The sequence below is a fragment of the Burkholderia aenigmatica genome (assembly GCF_902499175.1).
Lineage (GTDB): Bacteria > Pseudomonadota > Gammaproteobacteria > Burkholderiales > Burkholderiaceae > Burkholderia > Burkholderia aenigmatica.
Genome location: NZ_CABVQC010000037.1, coordinates 69810 through 86653, shown reverse-complemented (window position 1 = coordinate 86653; position 16844 = coordinate 69810). Strand labels below are relative to the sequence as shown.

19 protein-coding genes, 1 tRNA gene, 1 pseudogene and 1 riboswitch are annotated in these 16844 nt (G+C 66.5%); of the genes and pseudogenes, 11 read left to right on the top strand and 10 right to left on the bottom strand.

Translation table 11 applies throughout. The features are described from left to right. Positions 1-576: pseudogene (glyA, locus tag BDO18943_RS24880) on the bottom strand (serine hydroxymethyltransferase); the annotation flags it as partial. Positions 577-713: 137 nt separating this feature from the next. Next, a riboswitch (ZMP/ZTP riboswitch) is annotated at positions 714-814 on the bottom strand. A gap of 180 nt (positions 815-994) precedes the next feature. Between glyA and BDO18943_RS24875 the strand changes: the two are divergent. From BDO18943_RS24875 to BDO18943_RS24835, 9 genes are all read left to right on the top strand, one after another. Then, entirely contained in the window at positions 995-1741 is a 747-nt protein-coding gene (locus BDO18943_RS24875) for an SDR family NAD(P)-dependent oxidoreductase (protein WP_175024440.1), read from the top strand. 102 nt (positions 1742-1843) lie between these two features. Next, positions 1844-2329 carry a tol-pal system-associated acyl-CoA thioesterase gene (gene ybgC / locus BDO18943_RS24870; protein WP_175024444.1) on the top strand — a complete coding sequence of 162 codons (486 nt, stop codon included), beginning with the start codon at positions 1844-1846 and terminating at the stop codon, positions 2327-2329. 130 nt (positions 2330-2459) lie between these two features. Next, the gene (tolQ, locus tag BDO18943_RS24865) at positions 2460-3137 is read left to right on the top strand and encodes a protein TolQ (protein ID WP_021157170.1); all 678 of its coding nucleotides are present in this window, start codon (positions 2460-2462) and stop codon (positions 3135-3137) included. Positions 3138-3147: 10 nt separating this feature from the next. Then, positions 3148-3597 (top strand): protein TolR, encoded by a 450-nt coding sequence (tolR, locus tag BDO18943_RS24860; RefSeq protein ID WP_031399575.1) that lies wholly within the window; start codon positions 3148-3150, stop codon positions 3595-3597. Beyond that, on the top strand, positions 3594-4649 hold the full coding sequence (tolA, locus tag BDO18943_RS24855) for a cell envelope integrity protein TolA (protein ID WP_089449981.1): 1056 nt from the start codon (positions 3594-3596) through the stop codon (positions 4647-4649). The genes tolR and tolA overlap by 4 nt, the downstream gene beginning before the upstream one ends. Positions 4650-4758: 109 nt before the next feature. Beyond that, positions 4759-6054: a Tol-Pal system beta propeller repeat protein TolB gene (gene tolB, locus BDO18943_RS24850; protein ID WP_122944577.1), complete on the top strand. Its 1296-nt coding sequence runs from the start codon at positions 4759-4761 to the stop codon at positions 6052-6054. A gap of 17 nt (positions 6055-6071) precedes the next feature. Further along, the gene (gene pal / locus BDO18943_RS24845) at positions 6072-6584 is read left to right on the top strand and encodes a peptidoglycan-associated lipoprotein Pal (protein ID WP_043189435.1); all 513 of its coding nucleotides are present in this window, start codon (positions 6072-6074) and stop codon (positions 6582-6584) included. Positions 6585-6603: 19 nt separating this feature from the next. Then, on the top strand, positions 6604-7353 hold the full coding sequence (gene ybgF / locus BDO18943_RS24840; protein WP_175024439.1) for a tol-pal system protein YbgF: 750 nt from the start codon (positions 6604-6606) through the stop codon (positions 7351-7353). Positions 7354-7461: 108 nt separating this feature from the next. Then, a tRNA-Lys gene (locus BDO18943_RS24835) sits at positions 7462-7538 on the top strand. 102 nt (positions 7539-7640) lie between these two features. Here the strand turns inward: BDO18943_RS24835 and BDO18943_RS24830 are convergent. The 9 genes from BDO18943_RS24830 to BDO18943_RS24790 form a co-directional block, all read right to left on the bottom strand. After that, complete coding sequence (locus BDO18943_RS24830) at positions 7641-8048, bottom strand: DUF3592 domain-containing protein (protein ID WP_175024438.1); 408 nt, start codon at positions 8046-8048, stop codon at positions 7641-7643. Positions 8049-8094: 46 nt separating this feature from the next. Then, complete coding sequence (locus tag BDO18943_RS24825) at positions 8095-9042, bottom strand: fatty acid desaturase family protein (RefSeq protein ID WP_175024437.1); 948 nt, start codon at positions 9040-9042, stop codon at positions 8095-8097. Continuing rightward, positions 9039-9656: a phosphatase PAP2 family protein gene (locus BDO18943_RS24820; RefSeq protein ID WP_175024436.1), complete on the bottom strand. Its 618-nt coding sequence runs from the start codon at positions 9654-9656 to the stop codon at positions 9039-9041. The genes BDO18943_RS24825 and BDO18943_RS24820 overlap by 4 nt, the downstream gene beginning before the upstream one ends. Beyond that, on the bottom strand, positions 9653-10810 hold the full coding sequence (locus BDO18943_RS24815) for a glycosyltransferase family protein (protein ID WP_175024443.1): 1158 nt from the start codon (positions 10808-10810) through the stop codon (positions 9653-9655). Before BDO18943_RS24815 ends, BDO18943_RS24820 begins: the two co-directional genes overlap by 4 nt. Continuing rightward, a complete protein-coding gene (locus tag BDO18943_RS24810; protein ID WP_175024435.1) occupies positions 10807-11556 on the bottom strand; it encodes a ferritin family protein in 750 nt (249 codons plus the stop codon). Before BDO18943_RS24810 ends, BDO18943_RS24815 begins: the two co-directional genes overlap by 4 nt. Next, on the bottom strand, positions 11553-12569 hold the full coding sequence (locus BDO18943_RS24805) for a hypothetical protein (protein ID WP_235996184.1): 1017 nt from the start codon (positions 12567-12569) through the stop codon (positions 11553-11555). The genes BDO18943_RS24810 and BDO18943_RS24805 overlap by 4 nt, the downstream gene beginning before the upstream one ends. 65 nt (positions 12570-12634) lie before the next feature. Then, positions 12635-13699 (bottom strand): glycosyltransferase, encoded by a 1065-nt coding sequence (locus BDO18943_RS24800; protein WP_175024433.1) that lies wholly within the window; start codon positions 13697-13699, stop codon positions 12635-12637. A 139-nt stretch (positions 13700-13838) separates the two neighbouring features. After that, positions 13839-14282 carry an inner membrane protein YiaA gene (gene yiaA / locus BDO18943_RS24795; protein ID WP_039361552.1) on the bottom strand — a complete coding sequence of 148 codons (444 nt, stop codon included), beginning with the start codon at positions 14280-14282 and terminating at the stop codon, positions 13839-13841. Between the two features lie 103 nt (positions 14283-14385). Further along, the gene (locus BDO18943_RS24790) at positions 14386-15333 is read right to left on the bottom strand and encodes a cupin domain-containing protein (RefSeq protein ID WP_175024432.1); all 948 of its coding nucleotides are present in this window, start codon (positions 15331-15333) and stop codon (positions 14386-14388) included. 129 nt (positions 15334-15462) lie between these two features. On the opposite strand from BDO18943_RS24790, the gene BDO18943_RS24785 reads away from it, so the two are divergent. Then, a complete protein-coding gene (locus BDO18943_RS24785; protein ID WP_043189451.1) occupies positions 15463-15792 on the top strand; it encodes a carboxymuconolactone decarboxylase family protein in 330 nt (109 codons plus the stop codon). Positions 15793-15998: 206 nt separating this feature from the next. Beyond that, entirely contained in the window at positions 15999-16832 is an 834-nt protein-coding gene (locus tag BDO18943_RS24780) for a class II glutamine amidotransferase (protein ID WP_175024442.1), read from the top strand. The last annotated feature ends 12 nt before the right edge of the window (positions 16833-16844 follow it).

Genomic DNA, 16844 nt, shown 5'->3' with positions numbered 1-16844 from the left:
CTTCGCGATCTTCGCCAGACGCTCGAAGTCGATCTTCAGCGAGAACGCCGATGCGCCCGCGACGATCAGCTTCGGCTTGTGTTCTTGCGCGAGCTTCTCGGCCGCGTCGTAATCGATGTCTTCGTTCTCGTTCAGGCCGTAGCTCACCACGTTGAACCACTTGCCCGACATGTTCACCGGCGAACCGTGCGTCAGGTGGCCGCCGTGCGCGAGGCTCATGCCCATGATCGTGTCGCCCGGCTTGAGCATCGCGAAGAACACACCCTGGTTCGCCTGCGAACCCGAGTTCGGCTGCACGTTCGCCGCTTCCGCGCCGAACAGCTGCTTCACGCGGTCGATCGCCAGCTGCTCGACGACGTCGACGTATTCGCAACCGCCGTAGTAGCGCTTGCCCGGATAACCTTCCGCGTACTTGTTCGTGAGTTGCGAACCCTGCGCAGCCATCACGGCCGGGCTCGTGTAGTTTTCCGACGCGATCAGCTCGATGTGATCTTCCTGGCGACGGTTTTCCTGCTCGATCGCGGCAAAGATTTCGGGATCGACGTTCGCGATGGTGCTTTGGGCTCTGTCAAACATACGGTTTCCGTTAAGTGTGTACAGGTTGACCGGAGCGGCCGAGTACGGTGCGCTGCTGGCGGGACCAGCTCGACGTGGCGGAAGAATCCGTATGACGCGAGGCAGGACAGCCACCGGCGATGCACGCGACGGCATACAACGGCTGCCCAGGCGAACGGCAAAAACGGCGCCCCGCGCTTCACGGTGGGATGCTCCACCTTGAACCCGAAGGGTTCTATCGCCAGTCACGCGGGGGTGATGAGCGCGTTAGTGTATTGGATGCGTCATGAATAGGCAACCGCACGGCGGTGCGCCGGAAGTAATTGGGGCCAGACTCTACGCGCCCGTGCCGGAACGCTTTGCCGCCTTGCCGCGGTGCGGCAATCTCAGTAGGCTTGCGGGATACCACCCGCTATTTTGTCATCGACCAGGAGCAGCAATGATCGTGTTCGTCACAGGCGCGTCCGCCGGCTTCGGCGCCGCCATCGCCCGTGCCTTCGTCAAGGGAGGCCACCGCGTCGTCGCGACCGCGCGCCGCAAGGATCGTCTCGATGCGCTCGCCGCCGAACTCGGCGATTCCCTGCTGCCGCTCGAGCTCGACGTACGCGATCGCGCGGCCGTCGAGGCCGTGCCGGCCGCCCTTCCCGCCGAATTCGCGGCACTCGACGTGCTCGTCAACAACGCCGGCCTCGCGCTCGGCATCGAGCCGGCCCACAAGGCCAGCCTCGACGAATGGCACACGATGATCGATACGAACTGCGCAGGCCTCGTCACGGTCACGCACGCGCTGCTGCCCGGTATGGTCGACCGCGGTCGCGGTCACATCTTCAATATCGGCTCGGTCGCGGGTTCGTACCCTTATGCGGGCGGCAACGTCTACGGCGCGACCAAGGCCTTCGTCAGACAATTCAGCCTGAACCTGCGCGCCGACCTGCTCGGCACGCCGTTGCGCGTCACCGACATCGAGCCGGGCCTGTGCGGCGGCACCGAGTTCTCGAACATCCGCTACCGCGGCGACGACGCAAAAGCGGCGAACGTCTACAACAATGTCCAGCCGCTGATGCCCGAGGACATCGCCGACACGATCTACTGGATCGCGACGCGCCCGGCGCACGTCAACGTCAACACGATCGAGCTGATGCCGATCGCGCAAGCGCCCGGCGGCCCGACCGTCCACCGCGGCTGAAGTCACGCGGGCCCGGCCCTCTCGGGCCGGCCCGCAGTGTGCTACGGCATACTACATTCCGTTACGAATCGGTTACGAATCAGGCTCTTGCCTTCCGGTAAAATGCGCGCCATGACCCAGCCTACCCGCTCCCCGGAAGCGCCCTCCGGCTTCATCTGGCCGGTGCGCGTGTACTACGAGGATACCGACGCAGGCGGCATCGTCTTCTATGCCAACTACCTGAAGTTCTTCGAACGCGCCCGCACCGAGTGGCTGCGCGCATGCGGCATCGACCAGCGTCAGCTCGCCGACGATACCGACGCGATCTTCGTCGTCCGCAGCACGTCGCTCGACTACCGCGCGCCGGCGCGACTCGACGACACCCTGGCGATCACGAGCCGGCCCGGGCGCATCGGCCGCGCATCGGTGGAATTCACGCAGGAAGCCTGGTGCGGAGACACGCTGCTCGTGGCCGGACACATCCGTCTCGGCTGCGTCGACCGTACCGGCATCCGGCCCGCGGCCATCCCGCCGGTCGTGCTCGACGCGCTGCAGCGCGGGCCCGTCATCGACGACGGGCAGACTGTATTGTCAACGAAGCTCGCATGAGCGCCGTTTAGACAAAGCCTATGAACTTGCCTTTCTGATTCGATACTAAGCAAGGTTCGGCGTCAGGCATGGCCGGCGCGCCGCGCCGCACGCATACCGGGCGCCCCGAAGGGACGTTACTCAAACCTCTATGAACACTTCTCAAGACCTGTCGATCATTTCCCTCGTCCTCAACGCGAGCGTGCTGGCCCAGGCCGTGATGGGGCTGCTGCTGCTGCTGTCGCTGATGTCGTGGACCTTCATCTTCCGCAAGTGGTTTGCGATCCGCCGCGCACGCGCGCAGACCGAACGCTTCGAGAAGGATTTCTGGTCCGGCGGCGACCTGCAGGCGCTGTACCAGAGCGCAGCCAACAACCGCCACACGATCGGCGCGCTCGAGCGGATCTTCGAATCGGGCATGCGCGAGTTCCTGAAGGCGAAGGAAAAGCGCATCAGCGATCCGGGCCTCGTGCTCGACGGTGCACGCCGCGCGATGCGCGCGTCGTTCCAGCGTGAAATGGACGTGCTCGAAGCGAACCTCGCGTTCCTCGCGTCGGTCGGCTCGGTCAGCCCGTACATCGGTCTGTTCGGCACGGTCTGGGGGATCATGAACTCGTTCCGCGGCCTCGCGAACGTGCAGCAAGCCACCCTCGCGAACGTCGCACCGGGCATCGCCGAGGCGCTCGTCGCCACCGCGATCGGCCTGTTCGCCGCGATTCCGGCGGTGGTCGCGTACAACCGCTACGCACACGACATCGACCGCCTCGCGATCCGCTTCGAGACCTTCATCGAAGAGTTCTCGAACATCCTGCAGCGTCAGGCCCAGTAAGGAGCGCGCCATGGCAGGAAGTCCCATCCGATCCAGCATGCGCGGCGGCCGCTCGCGCCGCGCAATGGCCGACATCAACGTCGTGCCGTACATCGACGTGATGCTGGTGCTGCTCGTGATCTTCATGGTCACCGCACCGCTCGTCGCCCCGTCGATCATCAACCTGCCCACCGTCGGCAACGCCGCGCCGCAGGAGCAGACGCCGCCCGTCGTCGTCAACATCAAGGCCGATCGCACGATGAGCGTCAAGTACAAGGGCGACTCGGGCGCGACCCAGGAAGACACGATGACGAAAGCCGAGCTCGACAGCTTCATCGCTGCCCGGCAGGCCGATCATCCTGACCAGCCGGTCGTGATCGCGGCCGACAAGACCGTGCAGTACGATGCAGTCATGACCGTGATGTCCGATCTGAAGGCGCGCGGCGTCAAGCGCGTCGGCCTCCTCGTCAAATCGCAATGAACCGGCAGCAATCCACGCGCAGCTCCGCCTACCCGCCTCAGCCTCCCCGCGAGCGCGGCACCTGGCGCGCCTTCGCGCTCGCCGCGCTGATGCACGTGCTGCTCGCGCTGTTTCTCTATCACGGCGTGCAGTGGCAGAACAGCACGCCGGCCGGCGCCGAAGCCGAACTGTGGACCGAGGTGCCCGATGTCCCCGCACCGCGGCCCGTTGTCACACCCGCACCGCCGGTGAAGGTCGCGCCGCCCCCTCCCCCGGTGCGCGACGAGCAGGCCGATATCGCACTGCAGCAGAAGAAGCGGCAGCAGGAAGCGGCCGCGCGTGAAGCGCTGCTTGAGCAGCAGCGCCGCGCGCAGCAACTGAAGGCCCAGCAGGAAGAGGAAACCCGGCGCGCGCAACTCGCGGCACAGCAGGCAGCCGCGCTCGCCGCGCAGAAGGCCGCGGAACGCGACCGGCAGAAGCAGGCCGACAAGCTCAAGCAACAGCAGCTCGCCGAGCAGCAGAAGCTCGAGCAGCAGAAACTCCAGCAACAGAAGCAGGCGCAGCTCGAAGCGCAGCAAGCGGCGAAGGCGAAGGCCGACGCGGCCGCGAAGGCAAAGGCGGAAGCCCAGGCCAAGGCGAAGGCCGAAGCCACGGCGCGCGCGAAGGCCAGCGCGGCGGCGAACGCCAAGCTCGACCGTGAGCGCAGCGCGCGTCTCGCGCAGATGCAGGGCCTGTCCGGCGCCGGTGAAGGCGGCGGCGAAGGTCTCGCGAAAAGTGGCACCGGCACGGGCTCCGGCGGCAATGCCGCGACGCCCGGCTATGCCGACAAGGTGCGCCGCCGCGTCAAACCGAACATCGTTTGGGGCGGCGAGCGAGCAGGCCTGACCACCGTCGTCAAGATTCGGTGCACGCCGTCCGGTGACGTATTGAGCGCATCGGTTTCCCGCTCCAGCGGGAATTCGGGGTGGGATCAAGCCGTGGTCAATGCGATCCACGCATCGGTCCCGTTGCCGCCCGATTCTAACGGTCGTACCCCGTCGGACATTACGATTACCTTCAAGGCGGCGGAGTGAAAAGAAATGCGCTTACACTCCGGGCGTCGCTGTCGGACGGGAACGAATCGGGTATTTTTACTGTCTCTGCCGTTGCGCAGCGATCCAAGTCATACGGGAAGCAAGAAGCATGAGTTTGATGACAAAGCTAGGTTTCAGGGCACTCGTGGCCTCGTGTCTGATTACGGCGGGCAGCGCCGCTAACGCCCAGGTCAACGTGCTGATCACCGGTGTCGGGTCGACCCAGTTCCCCATTGCCACGGCGAATTTCACGAACGAGGCGAACCTGCCGCAGCAGGTCACGTCGATCGTCCGCGCCGACCTCGCCCGCAGCGGCAAATTCACCAACATCGACGCAGGCAGCACGCCGGTGCCGGAGAGCGCCTCGGTCGATCTCGGCGCATGGAAGGCCAAGGGCGCCAATGCGTTCGTCGCCGGCAGCGTGAACCGCGAGGCGAACGGCCAGTACAAGGTCAACTTCATCCTGTACGACACCGTGAAGCAGCAAAGCCTCGGCGGCCTGTCGCTGACGGCCACCGACACCACGCTGCGCACGGCCGGCCACAAGATCGCCGACTACATCTACCAGAAGCTGCTCGGCGTGCGCGGCGTGTTCGCCACGCGCCTGTCGTACGTGATCAAGACCGGTAACCGCTACCAGCTGCAGATCTCGGATTCGGACGGCCAGAACGCGCGCATCGCACTGTCGAGCACCGAACCGATCATCTCGCCGTCGTGGTCGCCGAGCGGCACGAAGGTCGCGTACGTGTCGTTCGAGCGCAAGAAGCCGATCGTCTACATCCACGACCTGCCGACTGGCCGCCGCTACATCGTCTCCGACCAGAAGGGCAACAACAGCGCACCGGCCTGGTCGCCGGACAGCAACACGCTGGCCGTTGCGCTGTCGCTGACGGGCAATACGCAAATCTATACGGTCAACTCGACGGGCGGCGGCCTGCGCCGCCTCACGCAGAGCAGTTCGATCGACACCGAGCCGTTCTACTCGCCGGACGGTCGCTGGATCTACTTCACGAGCGATCGCGGCGGCGCGCCGCAGATCTACCGGATGCCCGCCCAGGGTGAAAGCGCCGGTGCCGCGCAGCGCGTGACCTTCACGGGCAGCTACAACACGAGTCCGCGCATCAGCCCGGACGGCAAGCTGCTCGCTTACATCTCCCGCACGGGTGGGGGCTTCAAGCTGTACGTTCAGGATCTGCAGTCCGGCGCGGCGAACGCCATCACGAATACGAATCGCGACGAATCGCCGAGCTTCGCGGCAAACGGCCAGTACCTTCTGTACGCTACCCAGTCGGGTGGTCGCAATGTTCTGGCAGCAGTGCCCTCCGACGGCAGCGCGCCGCCGCAAATCCTGTCCGTCCAGGGCGGCTCCGTTCGTGAGCCGTCGTGGGGGCCCTTCATGCAATGACCACAAGGAGAGTAACCATGATGTCGAATAAAGCTCGTCTGGCCCTGGCCGTGATGATGATCAGCGCGCTCGCAGCGTGTAAGTCGGGCGTGAAGCTCGACGACAAGGCGAATGCCGGCGGTGCGGTGAGCACGCAGCCGAGCGCCGACAACGTCGCGCAAGTGAACGTCGATCCGCTGAACGACCCGAACAGCCCGCTCGCGAAGCGCAGCATCTACTTCGACTTCGACAGCTATTCGGTGAAGGACGAGTACCAGCCGCTGATGCAGCAGCACGCTCAGTACCTGAAGAGCCACCCGCAGCGCCACGTGCTGATCCAGGGCAACACCGACGAACGCGGCACGAGCGAGTACAACCTCGCGCTGGGCCAGAAGCGTGCGGAAGCCGTCCGCCGTGCGATGGCGCTGCTCGGCGTGAACGATTCGCAAATGGAAGCCGTGAGCCTCGGCAAGGAAAAGCCGCAGGCATCGGGTCACGACGAAGCATCGTGGGCGCAGAACCGTCGCGCCGACCTCGTCTACCAACAGTAAGTAACGGAAGAATCGCCGTATGACGCACCGTGTATCCCTGCTGCGCGTTGCCGCAGCATTCTGCGTCGCCGGCGCGGCGTGGTCGGCCGCGCCGGCGCACGCCGGCGTGTTCGACGACAACGAAGCGCGCCGCGCCGTGCTCGATCTGCGCAGCAAAACCGACAACCTGGCGAGCCAGCTGTCGGCCGCCCAGCGTACGATCCTCGATCAATCCGGCCGTCTCGACCAGCTGAACCAGCAGGTCGCGACGCTGCGCGGCGAGAACGAGGATCTGACGAACCGGCTGACGACGCTCGAGCGGCAGCAGAAAGAGTACTACCAGGATCTCGACACGCGGCTCAAGAAGTTCGAACCGCAGCAGACGACGATCGATGGTGTCGAAGGCACCGTGCAGCCGGGTGAAACGGATGCGCTCAATGCGGCGCAGCAGCAGTTCCGCAACGGCAACTTCAAGGCGGCGGCGGCTTCGTTCCGCGCGTTCATCGCGAAGTATCCGCAGAGCCCCTACCAGCCGACCGCGCAGTACTGGTACGGCAATGCGCAGTACGCGCTGCGCGACTACCGCGGCTCGACCGCAACATGGCAAGGGATCGTCAGCAAGTTCCCGCAGCATCCGCGCGCAGCCGACGCCCTCGTGGCAATCGGCACGAACCAGCTGGAGCAAGGGCAGAAGGCGGCCGCGAAGAAGACGTTCGAGCAGGTTGTCTCGCAGTACGCCGGATCGAACGCTGCGCAGACGGCGCAGGGCAAGCTTGAGACGATCAAATAATTATCGCGGCGGGTTGTTGACAGCCCAGCATTCCGTCGCTATAATCTTTTGCTCTTTGGGTCGTTTCAGAAGTTGTTGAAGCAACGAACCAACAGGTTTCAAGAACGTGGGGTGGTAACTCAGTTGGTTAGAGTATCTGACTTTTAATCAGAGAGTCGAGGGTTCGAGTCCCTCCCACCCTACCAACTATCTTTGATAGTGCAAATTAAAGCCTCCCAAGCGGAGGCTTTTTTGCGTCTGTCGCCTGCCGGGTCGAGCGCGCAATCCCGATGGCGCTCGCGACGCACTCAGTCGCGCCCGGCTTCCGATTCCGGTCGAAGCGATTGTCCCGTCAATCCTGCGTAAAGAAATGTGATCGTGAATACGATCGAGATGATCGACTCGAGCCAGGTGTTCTCGAACGTATCGACTCTTGCACTGGTTAGCGGCCTGGTCGGGTCATAGCGAACCGGAACCGTGTCACCAACCTCCACCGTCACGAAGCTCCCCGGAAACGATACGCGCTCGCCGCTTTTCGTCACGAACTCGATCAGCGGGTGATGCGCGCCGTAGGTCAACTCGATAACCGTTCCCTGCACGGCAACAGACGACCGGATGAAAGCGAAGCGTTCGTCGATCGATGTCGCGCTCCACATCGCCGCGACCACGCCGATCGCCAGCGCCAGGTAATTGAACCTTCCGGTCTTGTCGGTCATCCCGTTTCCCCCGTATCGATCCGCTCACGACTCCCCCGCCCGCGTATCAGCGCACACTCACGTCGCGCAGCACCGCACCATATCCCGCGTACAGATTGCCGCCAGGCAGCAACTGCCGCTGCGCGAGCTGCCGATGCACGACCGGCAGGTTATGGAACGGCATCCGCGTGAACAGGTGATGTTCGATATGAAAATGAATCGCGTGCGGGCCGAACAGGAACGTCTGCCACGAACGCCGGACGATCGTGCGCGCGTTGCGGCTCTGATCGGTACATGCGGGCAGCCCCGCGTGCTCGAAGATCGCGCGCACCTGTCCGGCGAGCGGCAACAGCGTGACGGATGGCACGATCCACAACGTGACGTACAACAGCGGATGTCCGGCCAATGCGAGCGCACCGAACAGCGCACCATTGCCGGCCAGCATCGACGCGACTTCCCACGCGGCATACGCACGCGACTTCGCGACCTTCGGCAACGCATGCGCAAACTCGCCGCGCGCGAGCTTCACGACACTCGTCACGTAGCCGATCCCGCACGCGTACGCGAGCAGGCGGCCGATCAGCCGTCCACGTGATACCGGATAGTCGCGTACCCCAAAGAGCAGCGCGACCGGATCGTCCGACTGCATCGGTGCGCGATGGTGCTTCAGATGGCCTGCACGATACGTGCGCAGCGACAGCCACAGCGGGCCAGCCGCGAACAGTTGGCCCAGCGCATCGTTGGCGCGCCGGTTCCGCGCCAGCAACCCGTGCGCGGCTTCGTGCATCATGACCGCAAGCGCAAGCTGGCTGCGCGCGATCACGATCGCGGCCAACACGTACACGAGCGGATGCGGAAACGCGATCGCCACCACGAACGCAGCGGCAATCATCAACCAGTCGCCTGCCAGCGCCGCGCCGACGCGCAACGCGCTCACGCGATACAGCGCGGGATCGGGCACGAACCGCGCAAGCTCGGCCTCCGGCCCGGCAAGGTGAGCGTGGGTATCCGTCACGCGAGCCTCCCGCGCAGCGAGCGCCGTTCGACCCACAGCGCACTGGCCACCGCAAGCGCCACGCCGCCCAGCACATCGGCAACCGTATGCTGCTTGAGCGTCAGCGTCGACGTGCAGATCAGCAGACCGATCGCCACCGTCACGTTCCGCCGCCGCTCCGCCAGCATCCGGCAGGCAAGACACGTCACCGCGACATGCAGGCTCGGAAAGCCGTTGGCCGCGAGATCGAGCTGCCACATGCGCGCGAGACGGTGGCGCACGAACACGTTGCCGATCTCCGCGACGTCGGGCCGCGGCACGGCTTCCGGAAACAGCAGGAAGCACACGACACCGAACACGAACGCGATCAGCACGGCCTCCTTGAACGCGGCGAACGCGGGCGGCCGCGCATACGCGGCAAGCGCAACCACGAACGGAAAGAAACCGACGTAGACGAACCACGACCACGCGATGAACGGGATCCGCGCATCGATCGCCGTGGCAAACACGTAGCGCGGCGTGACGCCGCGTTCCAGCAGAAAGAAGATCGCGAGGCCGGCTGCCATGCCGAACGTCGCAGCCAGCATCTGCCGGATATCGGGCCGGCGATCGTCACGAAACGGCAGCGAATTCATCGTGGCGCCGGCGCCTCGCATCGCGTCTCTGCATCGGCCACCTGCGCACGCGGTCGCAGCGCGAGGAGGCGCGACGTCCACGCTTCCACCCGCGCTCGCGCATGCTCGTGGCCGGCGATCGTTCCTGCCTGCGTTCCAGGATTGCGCATCAGTTCGGCGGCGGCCTGCCCGACTTCCCGCCGGAACGCGACCGCATCGCCGCGCCACGTGACGACACGGTGCACGAGGTGCAGCCGTGCGGCGCGCGCGGCGTTGCTCGCCTGCTCGGGCTGATCGGACTGCACGAGCAGGATCGGGCGGCGATACACGCGTGCAATCGACAACGCGGCCATGCCGGGGGCCGACACGATCAACGGTGCATGGGCAGCGCGCGTCGCCCAGTCGGCGTCGACGCCAGTCCAGCCGTCGTGCCCGGCATAGCCCTCGCCCACACGGTGTGAAGCAACCCCCGCGTCGCGCATGCCGGCCGACAACGCGTCGGCGAGCGCGATATCGCGGAAGTGCGGATTCAGATAGACGGCTACGGCAGCCGGTTCCGAAGCCGGACACTCCGCGACGACCGGCACCGGCGTCGGCAGCCTGCAATGGAGGTGCGATCGCTGTGCATCGTCGGCGGCATCATACGCAAAATCGTGCTCGATGCAGCACCGCGCCGAATCGATCTGCCAGTCGACGATCCGTGCGAACGCACGCGCCAGCGCGCGCGGCAGCCGCGCATCGAAATTCGCGGTCAACGCACGGCGCAGGCTGCCGCCATACACGTGGACGACGCGGCGCCGCCAGCCCGGCATCGCACCCATGAACAGCAGCGCCGGATGAAACGAGTCGTTGATCACGAGATCAGCATCGCGGGCGATCGCACGCAGCCGCGCGATGTCGCGCAGCATGCGCGTCGGCCTGAACACGTAGTGCGCGACGTTGCGATCGGTCGCATCGCGCAGCATGTTCTGCCATTCGTCGAACTGCACCGCGTAGTGACGGGACAGCACGACCGCATCGATGCCGAATGCAGCCAGGAATGCCTGCCCCGCATCGGACGTCGTCAGCACGTCAACCTGCGCGCCGGCCGCGCGCAACGCATGCACGAGCAGTTGCGCGCGCATCAGGTGACCGCGCGCGTCGGCCGTCGCCAGGTAGACGATCCGCGGCATCATGCGCGCGGACGAAGCGACTGGATCCATCCGGCCGCGACCATCGCCAGCGCGCCCGTCACGCCGAAACCGGCTTCGATCGCGCGGATCTCGTTCAGCAACACGGCGAGATGCGCGGCCTCGGACGGTGCAACGAGACGCCGCAGCGTATCCGCGCAGAGCCTGACGTGCCGCGTCTCGTCGGCGAGCACGCGCGAAAGCAGCGGATACAGCGGATGCGCATCGCCGATCGTGTCGCAGTGGCGCGCGAGCACGCGCATCGCCATCTGTTCCGCGCATAAACCCGTCGCATAGGCCGGCACGAGCACGCCTTGCGCGAAATGCGGCGCATGGCGCTGCGCGAGCCGGCGCCATCGCATGATCTTGCGTCGGCTCAGCCAGTCGGGCTCGTGCGGCGCGGTCGACGGCGCGACGCCGCGCACCCGCAGCGCATCGGCGAACGCGGCCGCGTGGCGGCGCTCGTCCGCGAGATGCTGCTCGATGCGCGGCGCGAGCCAGTCCGGCGGCTGTCCGGTCCAGTCCTCGTGCAACGCGCACTCGGTCGCTTCCTCGCCGATCAGGTACATGCGCAACACCCAGCGCTCGCCATGTGTGCTGCGATGAAGCTGCCGGATCGCCGCCCGCTTGAGCCGATCGACGAGGTACGCACGCACCCGCGCCGCACCGTGCAGCACGGGCGCATCGAGACAGTCGAAGCGCGCGTCGTGCGCCGCCTGCGGCGACGCCGGCAGTTCGCCTGCCGCGCTCATGCCGGCACGCCCGGTACGGACGCGGATTTCGTCGCGGATGCCGCAGCGGCGGCCGGATCGCGACGCCATCCGAGGATCAGGCCGATGAAGCTTTCCTGCATGAACGCATGGGCGGACGCCGTCGCACCCGCGAATGCCTCCTCTCGGCCGTTCACGCGCAAATAGCCGTTGCCGTCACGTGCGCCGAATTCGATCCGGTCGTTCTTCCTGAAGCCGCGCGCACGCATGTCCGTCACGAGCGCGCTGCCGTCGAGGCCGAACAGGAACAACTCGCGCTGCGCGACCCACACCGGAATGTGATTGCTCAATGCGTCGAAACGAATCGCCCACGTGCCGGACGCGAGTGCGCGATCGACGTCGGCATCGTGCGGCGCGTTCGACGTGAAGCTCGCACGCGCGACCGACTTGGTCAGACCGCCGACACCGAGCGCGATCGTGATGTCGTCCGCGGACGGCTGCTTCGGATCGGTCGCACGCACCTTCACGAGATGCCGGGCGAGCCGCGATGCAAGCGACGGATGCGCGAACAGCGCCAGCGTTTCGTCCGGCGTGAGCACGTCGCGCTCGCCCTCGCCCTCCTTCACCCGCACGCGATACGGATCGATCCGGACATCGGTGAACGTGCCGTGCACGGGCGCATGAACGTACACGTCGCGGTCCCATTTCGCGCCGTCGCGGCGCAACAGCACGTGCACGCTCAGCGGCACGCGCCGGCCCTCGCCGTCGACGCCCGTGCCGTGCAGCAGCACGTCGCCGAGCACGTCCTTCGAGCGGCGCGTCGCATCGCTCGAGAAGACGATCGCGTGCGCATCGGCATCGATGCGCGCGTGAACGTCGGGCGCATCGAGCGCGATGCGGTTGCAGTCCGTCGCGGCCGCATTTGCGAACGGGCAGCCGCTTTGCGACGCGAAGTGGTAGATCCCGCGCCCAGCGTGATCGACCGGCGCGGCATGGACGCCGGCGCTGGCGGCAAACAGGGCGAGGCAGGCGACACGGGTGGCGAGAGAGGACATGATCGTTGTCGGGATGGATGCCGGGGGGCGGCGTGTCATGGCCGCGCGCGATGCACGGCGCAGGTTCAATGACGGTGATAGGACAGCGCTTCGAGATCGCGCCGGGCCGAGGCGCGCCCGGCGAGACCGAGCCCGCGCGCGAGCGCGCCGAGCGTATCGACGGCGGACGCGGCGATCGTGACGCCGACGGCCGCGAGATAGCGAACCGCGCCCAGCGGCCGCAACTGCTGGCGATTGAGCGCACGCAGGCTGTAGCCGAGCCGCATGGCCATCACACAGAACGGGCCGAGCGGGCCGCTGCGGCCGAGCCACTGCCACCCGCGCGGCAGGTAGGCGTTCACGAGATATGGCGTCAGCCCGACGCTGTCCTCGCCGCGCATCCAGCGCAGCTTCAGCGATTCGCGATGCGTGTCCGGCAGCCGATGCTCGGTATGCGCGGCCGGCGCGAACTCGACGGCCACGCCGGCCGCCTGCATCCGCAACCCCATCACCTGGCAATGCGCGCGATAGACGCCGTCGAGCGGCTCGTAACGGAATTGCGCGAACACATCGCGCCTGAACGCGACGTTGTTCGCGTAGAAGTTGCGCGTCGCGCCATCGCGCAGCGGGCTCGGGAAATACATGAAATCGATCGACGTCAGCGCGATGCCGAGCACGTTCGGCGCATAGCTGGTGCGCCCGGCCACCGCGACGGGCGCATCGCCGGCGTCGCGCGCGAACGGCGCGAGCAGGTGCTCGAGCCAGTCGTCGGCCGGCCGGCAATCGGCATCGCCGAACACGACGATGTCGCAGCGGGCCGCGTCGACGCGGTCGAACCCGTCGTTCTTCGCATCGTAGTAGCCGGTGCTCGCGCCGATCTCGACGAATTCGATCGGGCGGCCGGCCAGCACGGCGATCTCTGCGCACGCATCGGCGGGCAGGCCATCGTGCGTGATGATCCATTGCGCGAGTGCCGCGGGCGGCACGGTCTGCTTCGACAGCGCCGATACGAGGCGCTTCAGGCTGTCGACGGCTTGCGCGAGCCCCGCGCCGCCCCGCAAGTTGTTCGTCTCCAGCACGAGCGCGGCCCGCGCCGCGACCGAACGGGCCGCCGCGCGGGTGGGCCGTGTGGTTTCTGGGAAGTCTGGCATCCTGAATATCTCCATCGTCATGCGCATCGGCATCGATGAAACGAATGGGCAGGGAGCCCGCGGCGCATCGGCGAATGCGGCCCGCCCGCGACCGTCGTCGCAAAACGGGCGGCCGGGAAGGCGCCAGCTTCGCGTGCCGTCACTCCTGGACCGACGGCGCCGATTCGGCGTCGGTATAGCGCGGCTTCGCGTTCTGGAGGTCGCGCGTGTTCTTCTGCACGGCTACGGAACCGAACAGCGCGAGCACGAACGACATCGCGTAGAAGCCCTTCTCGCTCAGTTGCAGCGTCGCATTGAAGAGGCCGACGACCAGCAGCGCGATCGACAGCAGCAGCGCGATCCAGCTGAGGCCGTAGTAGATGCCGGTGACGGGAATGCCTTCCGCACGATCGCGGACGCTTTTCTGCAGCGAGATCGCCGCATAGAGGCCGAACACCAGCACGGTGAAGTAGTAGCCCTTCTCGTTGAGCTGCATGCCGGCGTTCCAGAGACCAATCAGGAATGCGGCAAAACCAGCGAGCAGCGCGGCCCACGATGCGGCCACGAACGCGAACGACGGTTGCTGGATGGTGGTCTGGTTCATTGCTTTGCCCTCTCTTTCTTCTTGTGCGAAATCGTTTTCGTTGAACTGCGTTTCGCGCATGGTAGCAGCTTTGGCGCGTGCCACGACAACCGCGCTTGCAGTCTTACATGCCGCGCTGCGCACGCCGCCAGCGCCCTGGCGTCGTGCCGAGCACCGCGCGAAACGCCTTGCCGAACGCGGCCTCGGACTGGTAACCGACCGCCTGCCCGATCTCCGCCTGCCCGCGTTGCGTGTCCTGCAGCAGCGCGCACGCATGCATCATCCGGATCTGCGCGACGAACACGCCGACACTCATCCCGGCCCGCTCGCGGAAATGCCGCGCGTACGTCGCGCGCGACATCGCCGATGCGTCGCCGAGCGACTCGACCGTCCACGGCTTCTCCGGCGCCTGCAGCACGGCCTGCACCGACGGGCCGAGCCGCGCGTCGGCCGCAAGTGCGAGCCAGCCGGACGGCACGCGCGCACCACGACCGTATGCGCGCAACGCGTACGCGAGCAGCGCCTGGCCGAGCGCGTTGACGATCGCGCCGGCGCCCGGCTGCCCGTTCGACGCCTCGGCGCGCAGCACGCTCGTCAGCAGTTGCAGCGGCGCGAACCCCGACGCCTCGCGCAGCCCGACGTGCAGCACGTGTGGCAGCGTGCGCATCAGCAGTTCGCCCGCGCCGCGCGCATAGACGAACCGTCCGCACAGCAGGTCCACGCTTGCGCCGCCCGGTTCGGCCGGATCGAGATTCGACTTGACCGGCAGCACCGCGCCGCCGCCGGCGCCCTGTTCGCGCAGCGCCGCAACCGGCCGCGACCGGCCTGCCCCTGCGTCGAGCAGGTCGTGCGCGCCGCCCGCGGGCAACAACACGAAATCGCCGTCGGCGAGCTGCAGCGTGCGCCCGTCCGCGGTACGCAGCCGGCAGGTTCCGGCCAGCACCAGATGAAACGCCGCCTCGCCGGGCGGCAACGGGTCGTGCGGCATCGCGAACGGCCCGTCGAGCAGGCAGCGCACGTCGAGTTCGACATGGCTGCGGCCCAGCGACAGCAGTTGACTCAACGCATCCATGAGACGATCCCGCTAAAAATTGACACTCTAGCGTATCGAAACCCTCAGCGCGAACGATCAGAATAGCCCTGCATCGCCCGAGATCGCGGCGTGAGCCGCTCTCCTCACCTCTTCTCGAAAGGACACATCATGCTGAACTGGAACGAATACCGGAAGGAACTCTCGACGCGTATCGGCGAGATCGCCAAGCTGTCGCCCGATACGCTGGCCGGCTACAAGGCGCTGTCCGGCGCCGGGGCCAAGACGGGCCATCTCGACGCGAAGACGCGTGAACTGATCGCGCTCGCGGTCGCCGTCACGACGCGCTGCGACGGCTGTATCGCCGTGCACACCGCGGAAGCGGCCAAGCATGGTGCGACCAAGGAAGAGGTGGCGGAAGCGCTCGGCGTCGCGATTGCGCTGAACGCAGGTGCGGCGCTCGTCTATTCGGCACGCGTGATGGACGCGCTCGGCGACTGAACCTGACGGCTGCGGCGCTGCCGTCGCATGGCGGCGCCCGGCCGAATGGCTGCGTGGCCGTCCGGTTGCGCAGCGCGCCACCGGGCAGGTGATGTATGAAGATTGGCCAGCGTACCTGCCCGAATGACCGGCCGGGCGCGCACCGGCACGGATGCGCCGCGAAGTCGGCTACCATGCGCGAACGATCCATCGTGAAGGAGCGCTCCATGTGCCGCTGGCTCGCCTATACGGGTAATCCGATTCATCTCGAGACCGTCCTGTTCCGCGCGAAGCATTCGCTGATCGATCAGAGCCTGCATTCGGAGCTGGGGGCGACGACCACCAACGGCGACGGCTTCGGCATCGGCTGGTACGGGCACCCTGACGAACTCCCGTTCCGCTACCGCTCCGTGCATCCCGCGTGGAACGACCGCAACCTGCGCGAAGCCGCGCGCGCGATCCGTTCGCGGATGTTCATCGCGCACATCCGCGCGGCCACCGACACGCCCGTGCAGGAAACCAACTGCCACCCGTTCCGTCACGGCCGCTGGCTGTTCGCGCACAACGGGCTGATCCGCGACTTCCACAAGCTGCGCCGCGACCTGACGTTGAAGGTCGACCCCGCGCTGTTCCCGACGCTCGAAGGCTCGACCGACTCCGAACTGATGTTCCGCCTCGCGCTGACCTACGGCCTCGAGCAGACGCCGCTGCCGGCGCTCGAGCGGATGGTCGGCGTGGTCGAGGAGACCGCCGCGCGGCATCGCGTGGCCGACCCGCTCAACATGACGATCTGCGCGACCGACGGTGAACGGATCATCGCGGTGCGCTATTCGAGCGAACAGCAATCGCGTTCGCTATTCCACAGCACGTCGTTCAAGCACCTGCACGAGCTGTATCCGCACAACCCGCGCATCGCCGAAGCCGGTGACGACGCGTTCATGGTCGTGTCCGAGCCGCTCGTCGACTTGCGGGGGGCATGGGAGGAAGTACCGGAAAGCATGGCGATCGTCGCGCAAGGCGCCGATGTGCAGCAGCGGCCGTTCAGCCCGCGGCACAAGTAGCGCGTCGGGCAC

What these genes read in the sequence shown, in the direction of transcription:
- BDO18943_RS24875 (WP_175024440.1), top strand. Translation starts at nt 995, where the DNA reads ATGATCGTGTTCGTCACAGGCGCGTCCGCCGGCTTCGGCGCCGCCATC.
- ybgC (WP_175024444.1), top strand. Translation starts at nt 1,844, where the DNA reads ATGCGCGCCATGACCCAGCCTACCCGCTCCCCGGAAGCGCCCTCCGGC.
- tolQ (WP_021157170.1), top strand. Translation starts at nt 2,460, where the DNA reads ATGAACACTTCTCAAGACCTGTCGATCATTTCCCTCGTCCTCAACGCG.
- tolR (WP_031399575.1), top strand. Translation starts at nt 3,148, where the DNA reads ATGGCAGGAAGTCCCATCCGATCCAGCATGCGCGGCGGCCGCTCGCGC.
- tolA (WP_089449981.1), top strand. Translation starts at nt 3,594, where the DNA reads ATGAACCGGCAGCAATCCACGCGCAGCTCCGCCTACCCGCCTCAGCCT.
- tolB (WP_122944577.1), top strand. Translation starts at nt 4,759, where the DNA reads ATGAGTTTGATGACAAAGCTAGGTTTCAGGGCACTCGTGGCCTCGTGT.
- pal (WP_043189435.1), top strand. Translation starts at nt 6,072, where the DNA reads ATGATGTCGAATAAAGCTCGTCTGGCCCTGGCCGTGATGATGATCAGC.
- ybgF (WP_175024439.1), top strand. Translation starts at nt 6,604, where the DNA reads ATGACGCACCGTGTATCCCTGCTGCGCGTTGCCGCAGCATTCTGCGTC.
- BDO18943_RS24830 (WP_175024438.1), bottom strand. Translation starts at nt 8,048, where the DNA reads ATGACCGACAAGACCGGAAGGTTCAATTACCTGGCGCTGGCGATCGGC.
- BDO18943_RS24820 (WP_175024436.1), bottom strand. Translation starts at nt 9,656, where the DNA reads ATGAATTCGCTGCCGTTTCGTGACGATCGCCGGCCCGATATCCGGCAG.
- BDO18943_RS24815 (WP_175024443.1), bottom strand. Translation starts at nt 10,810, where the DNA reads ATGATGCCGCGGATCGTCTACCTGGCGACGGCCGACGCGCGCGGTCAC.
- BDO18943_RS24810 (WP_175024435.1), bottom strand. Translation starts at nt 11,556, where the DNA reads ATGAGCGCGGCAGGCGAACTGCCGGCGTCGCCGCAGGCGGCGCACGAC.
- BDO18943_RS24805 (WP_235996184.1), bottom strand. Translation starts at nt 12,569, where the DNA reads ATGTCCTCTCTCGCCACCCGTGTCGCCTGCCTCGCCCTGTTTGCCGCC.
- BDO18943_RS24800 (WP_175024433.1), bottom strand. Translation starts at nt 13,699, where the DNA reads ATGCCAGACTTCCCAGAAACCACACGGCCCACCCGCGCGGCGGCCCGT.
- yiaA (WP_039361552.1), bottom strand. Translation starts at nt 14,282, where the DNA reads ATGAACCAGACCACCATCCAGCAACCGTCGTTCGCGTTCGTGGCCGCA.
- BDO18943_RS24790 (WP_175024432.1), bottom strand. Translation starts at nt 15,333, where the DNA reads ATGGATGCGTTGAGTCAACTGCTGTCGCTGGGCCGCAGCCATGTCGAA.
- BDO18943_RS24785 (WP_043189451.1), top strand. Translation starts at nt 15,463, where the DNA reads ATGCTGAACTGGAACGAATACCGGAAGGAACTCTCGACGCGTATCGGC.
- BDO18943_RS24780 (WP_175024442.1), top strand. Translation starts at nt 15,999, where the DNA reads ATGTGCCGCTGGCTCGCCTATACGGGTAATCCGATTCATCTCGAGACC.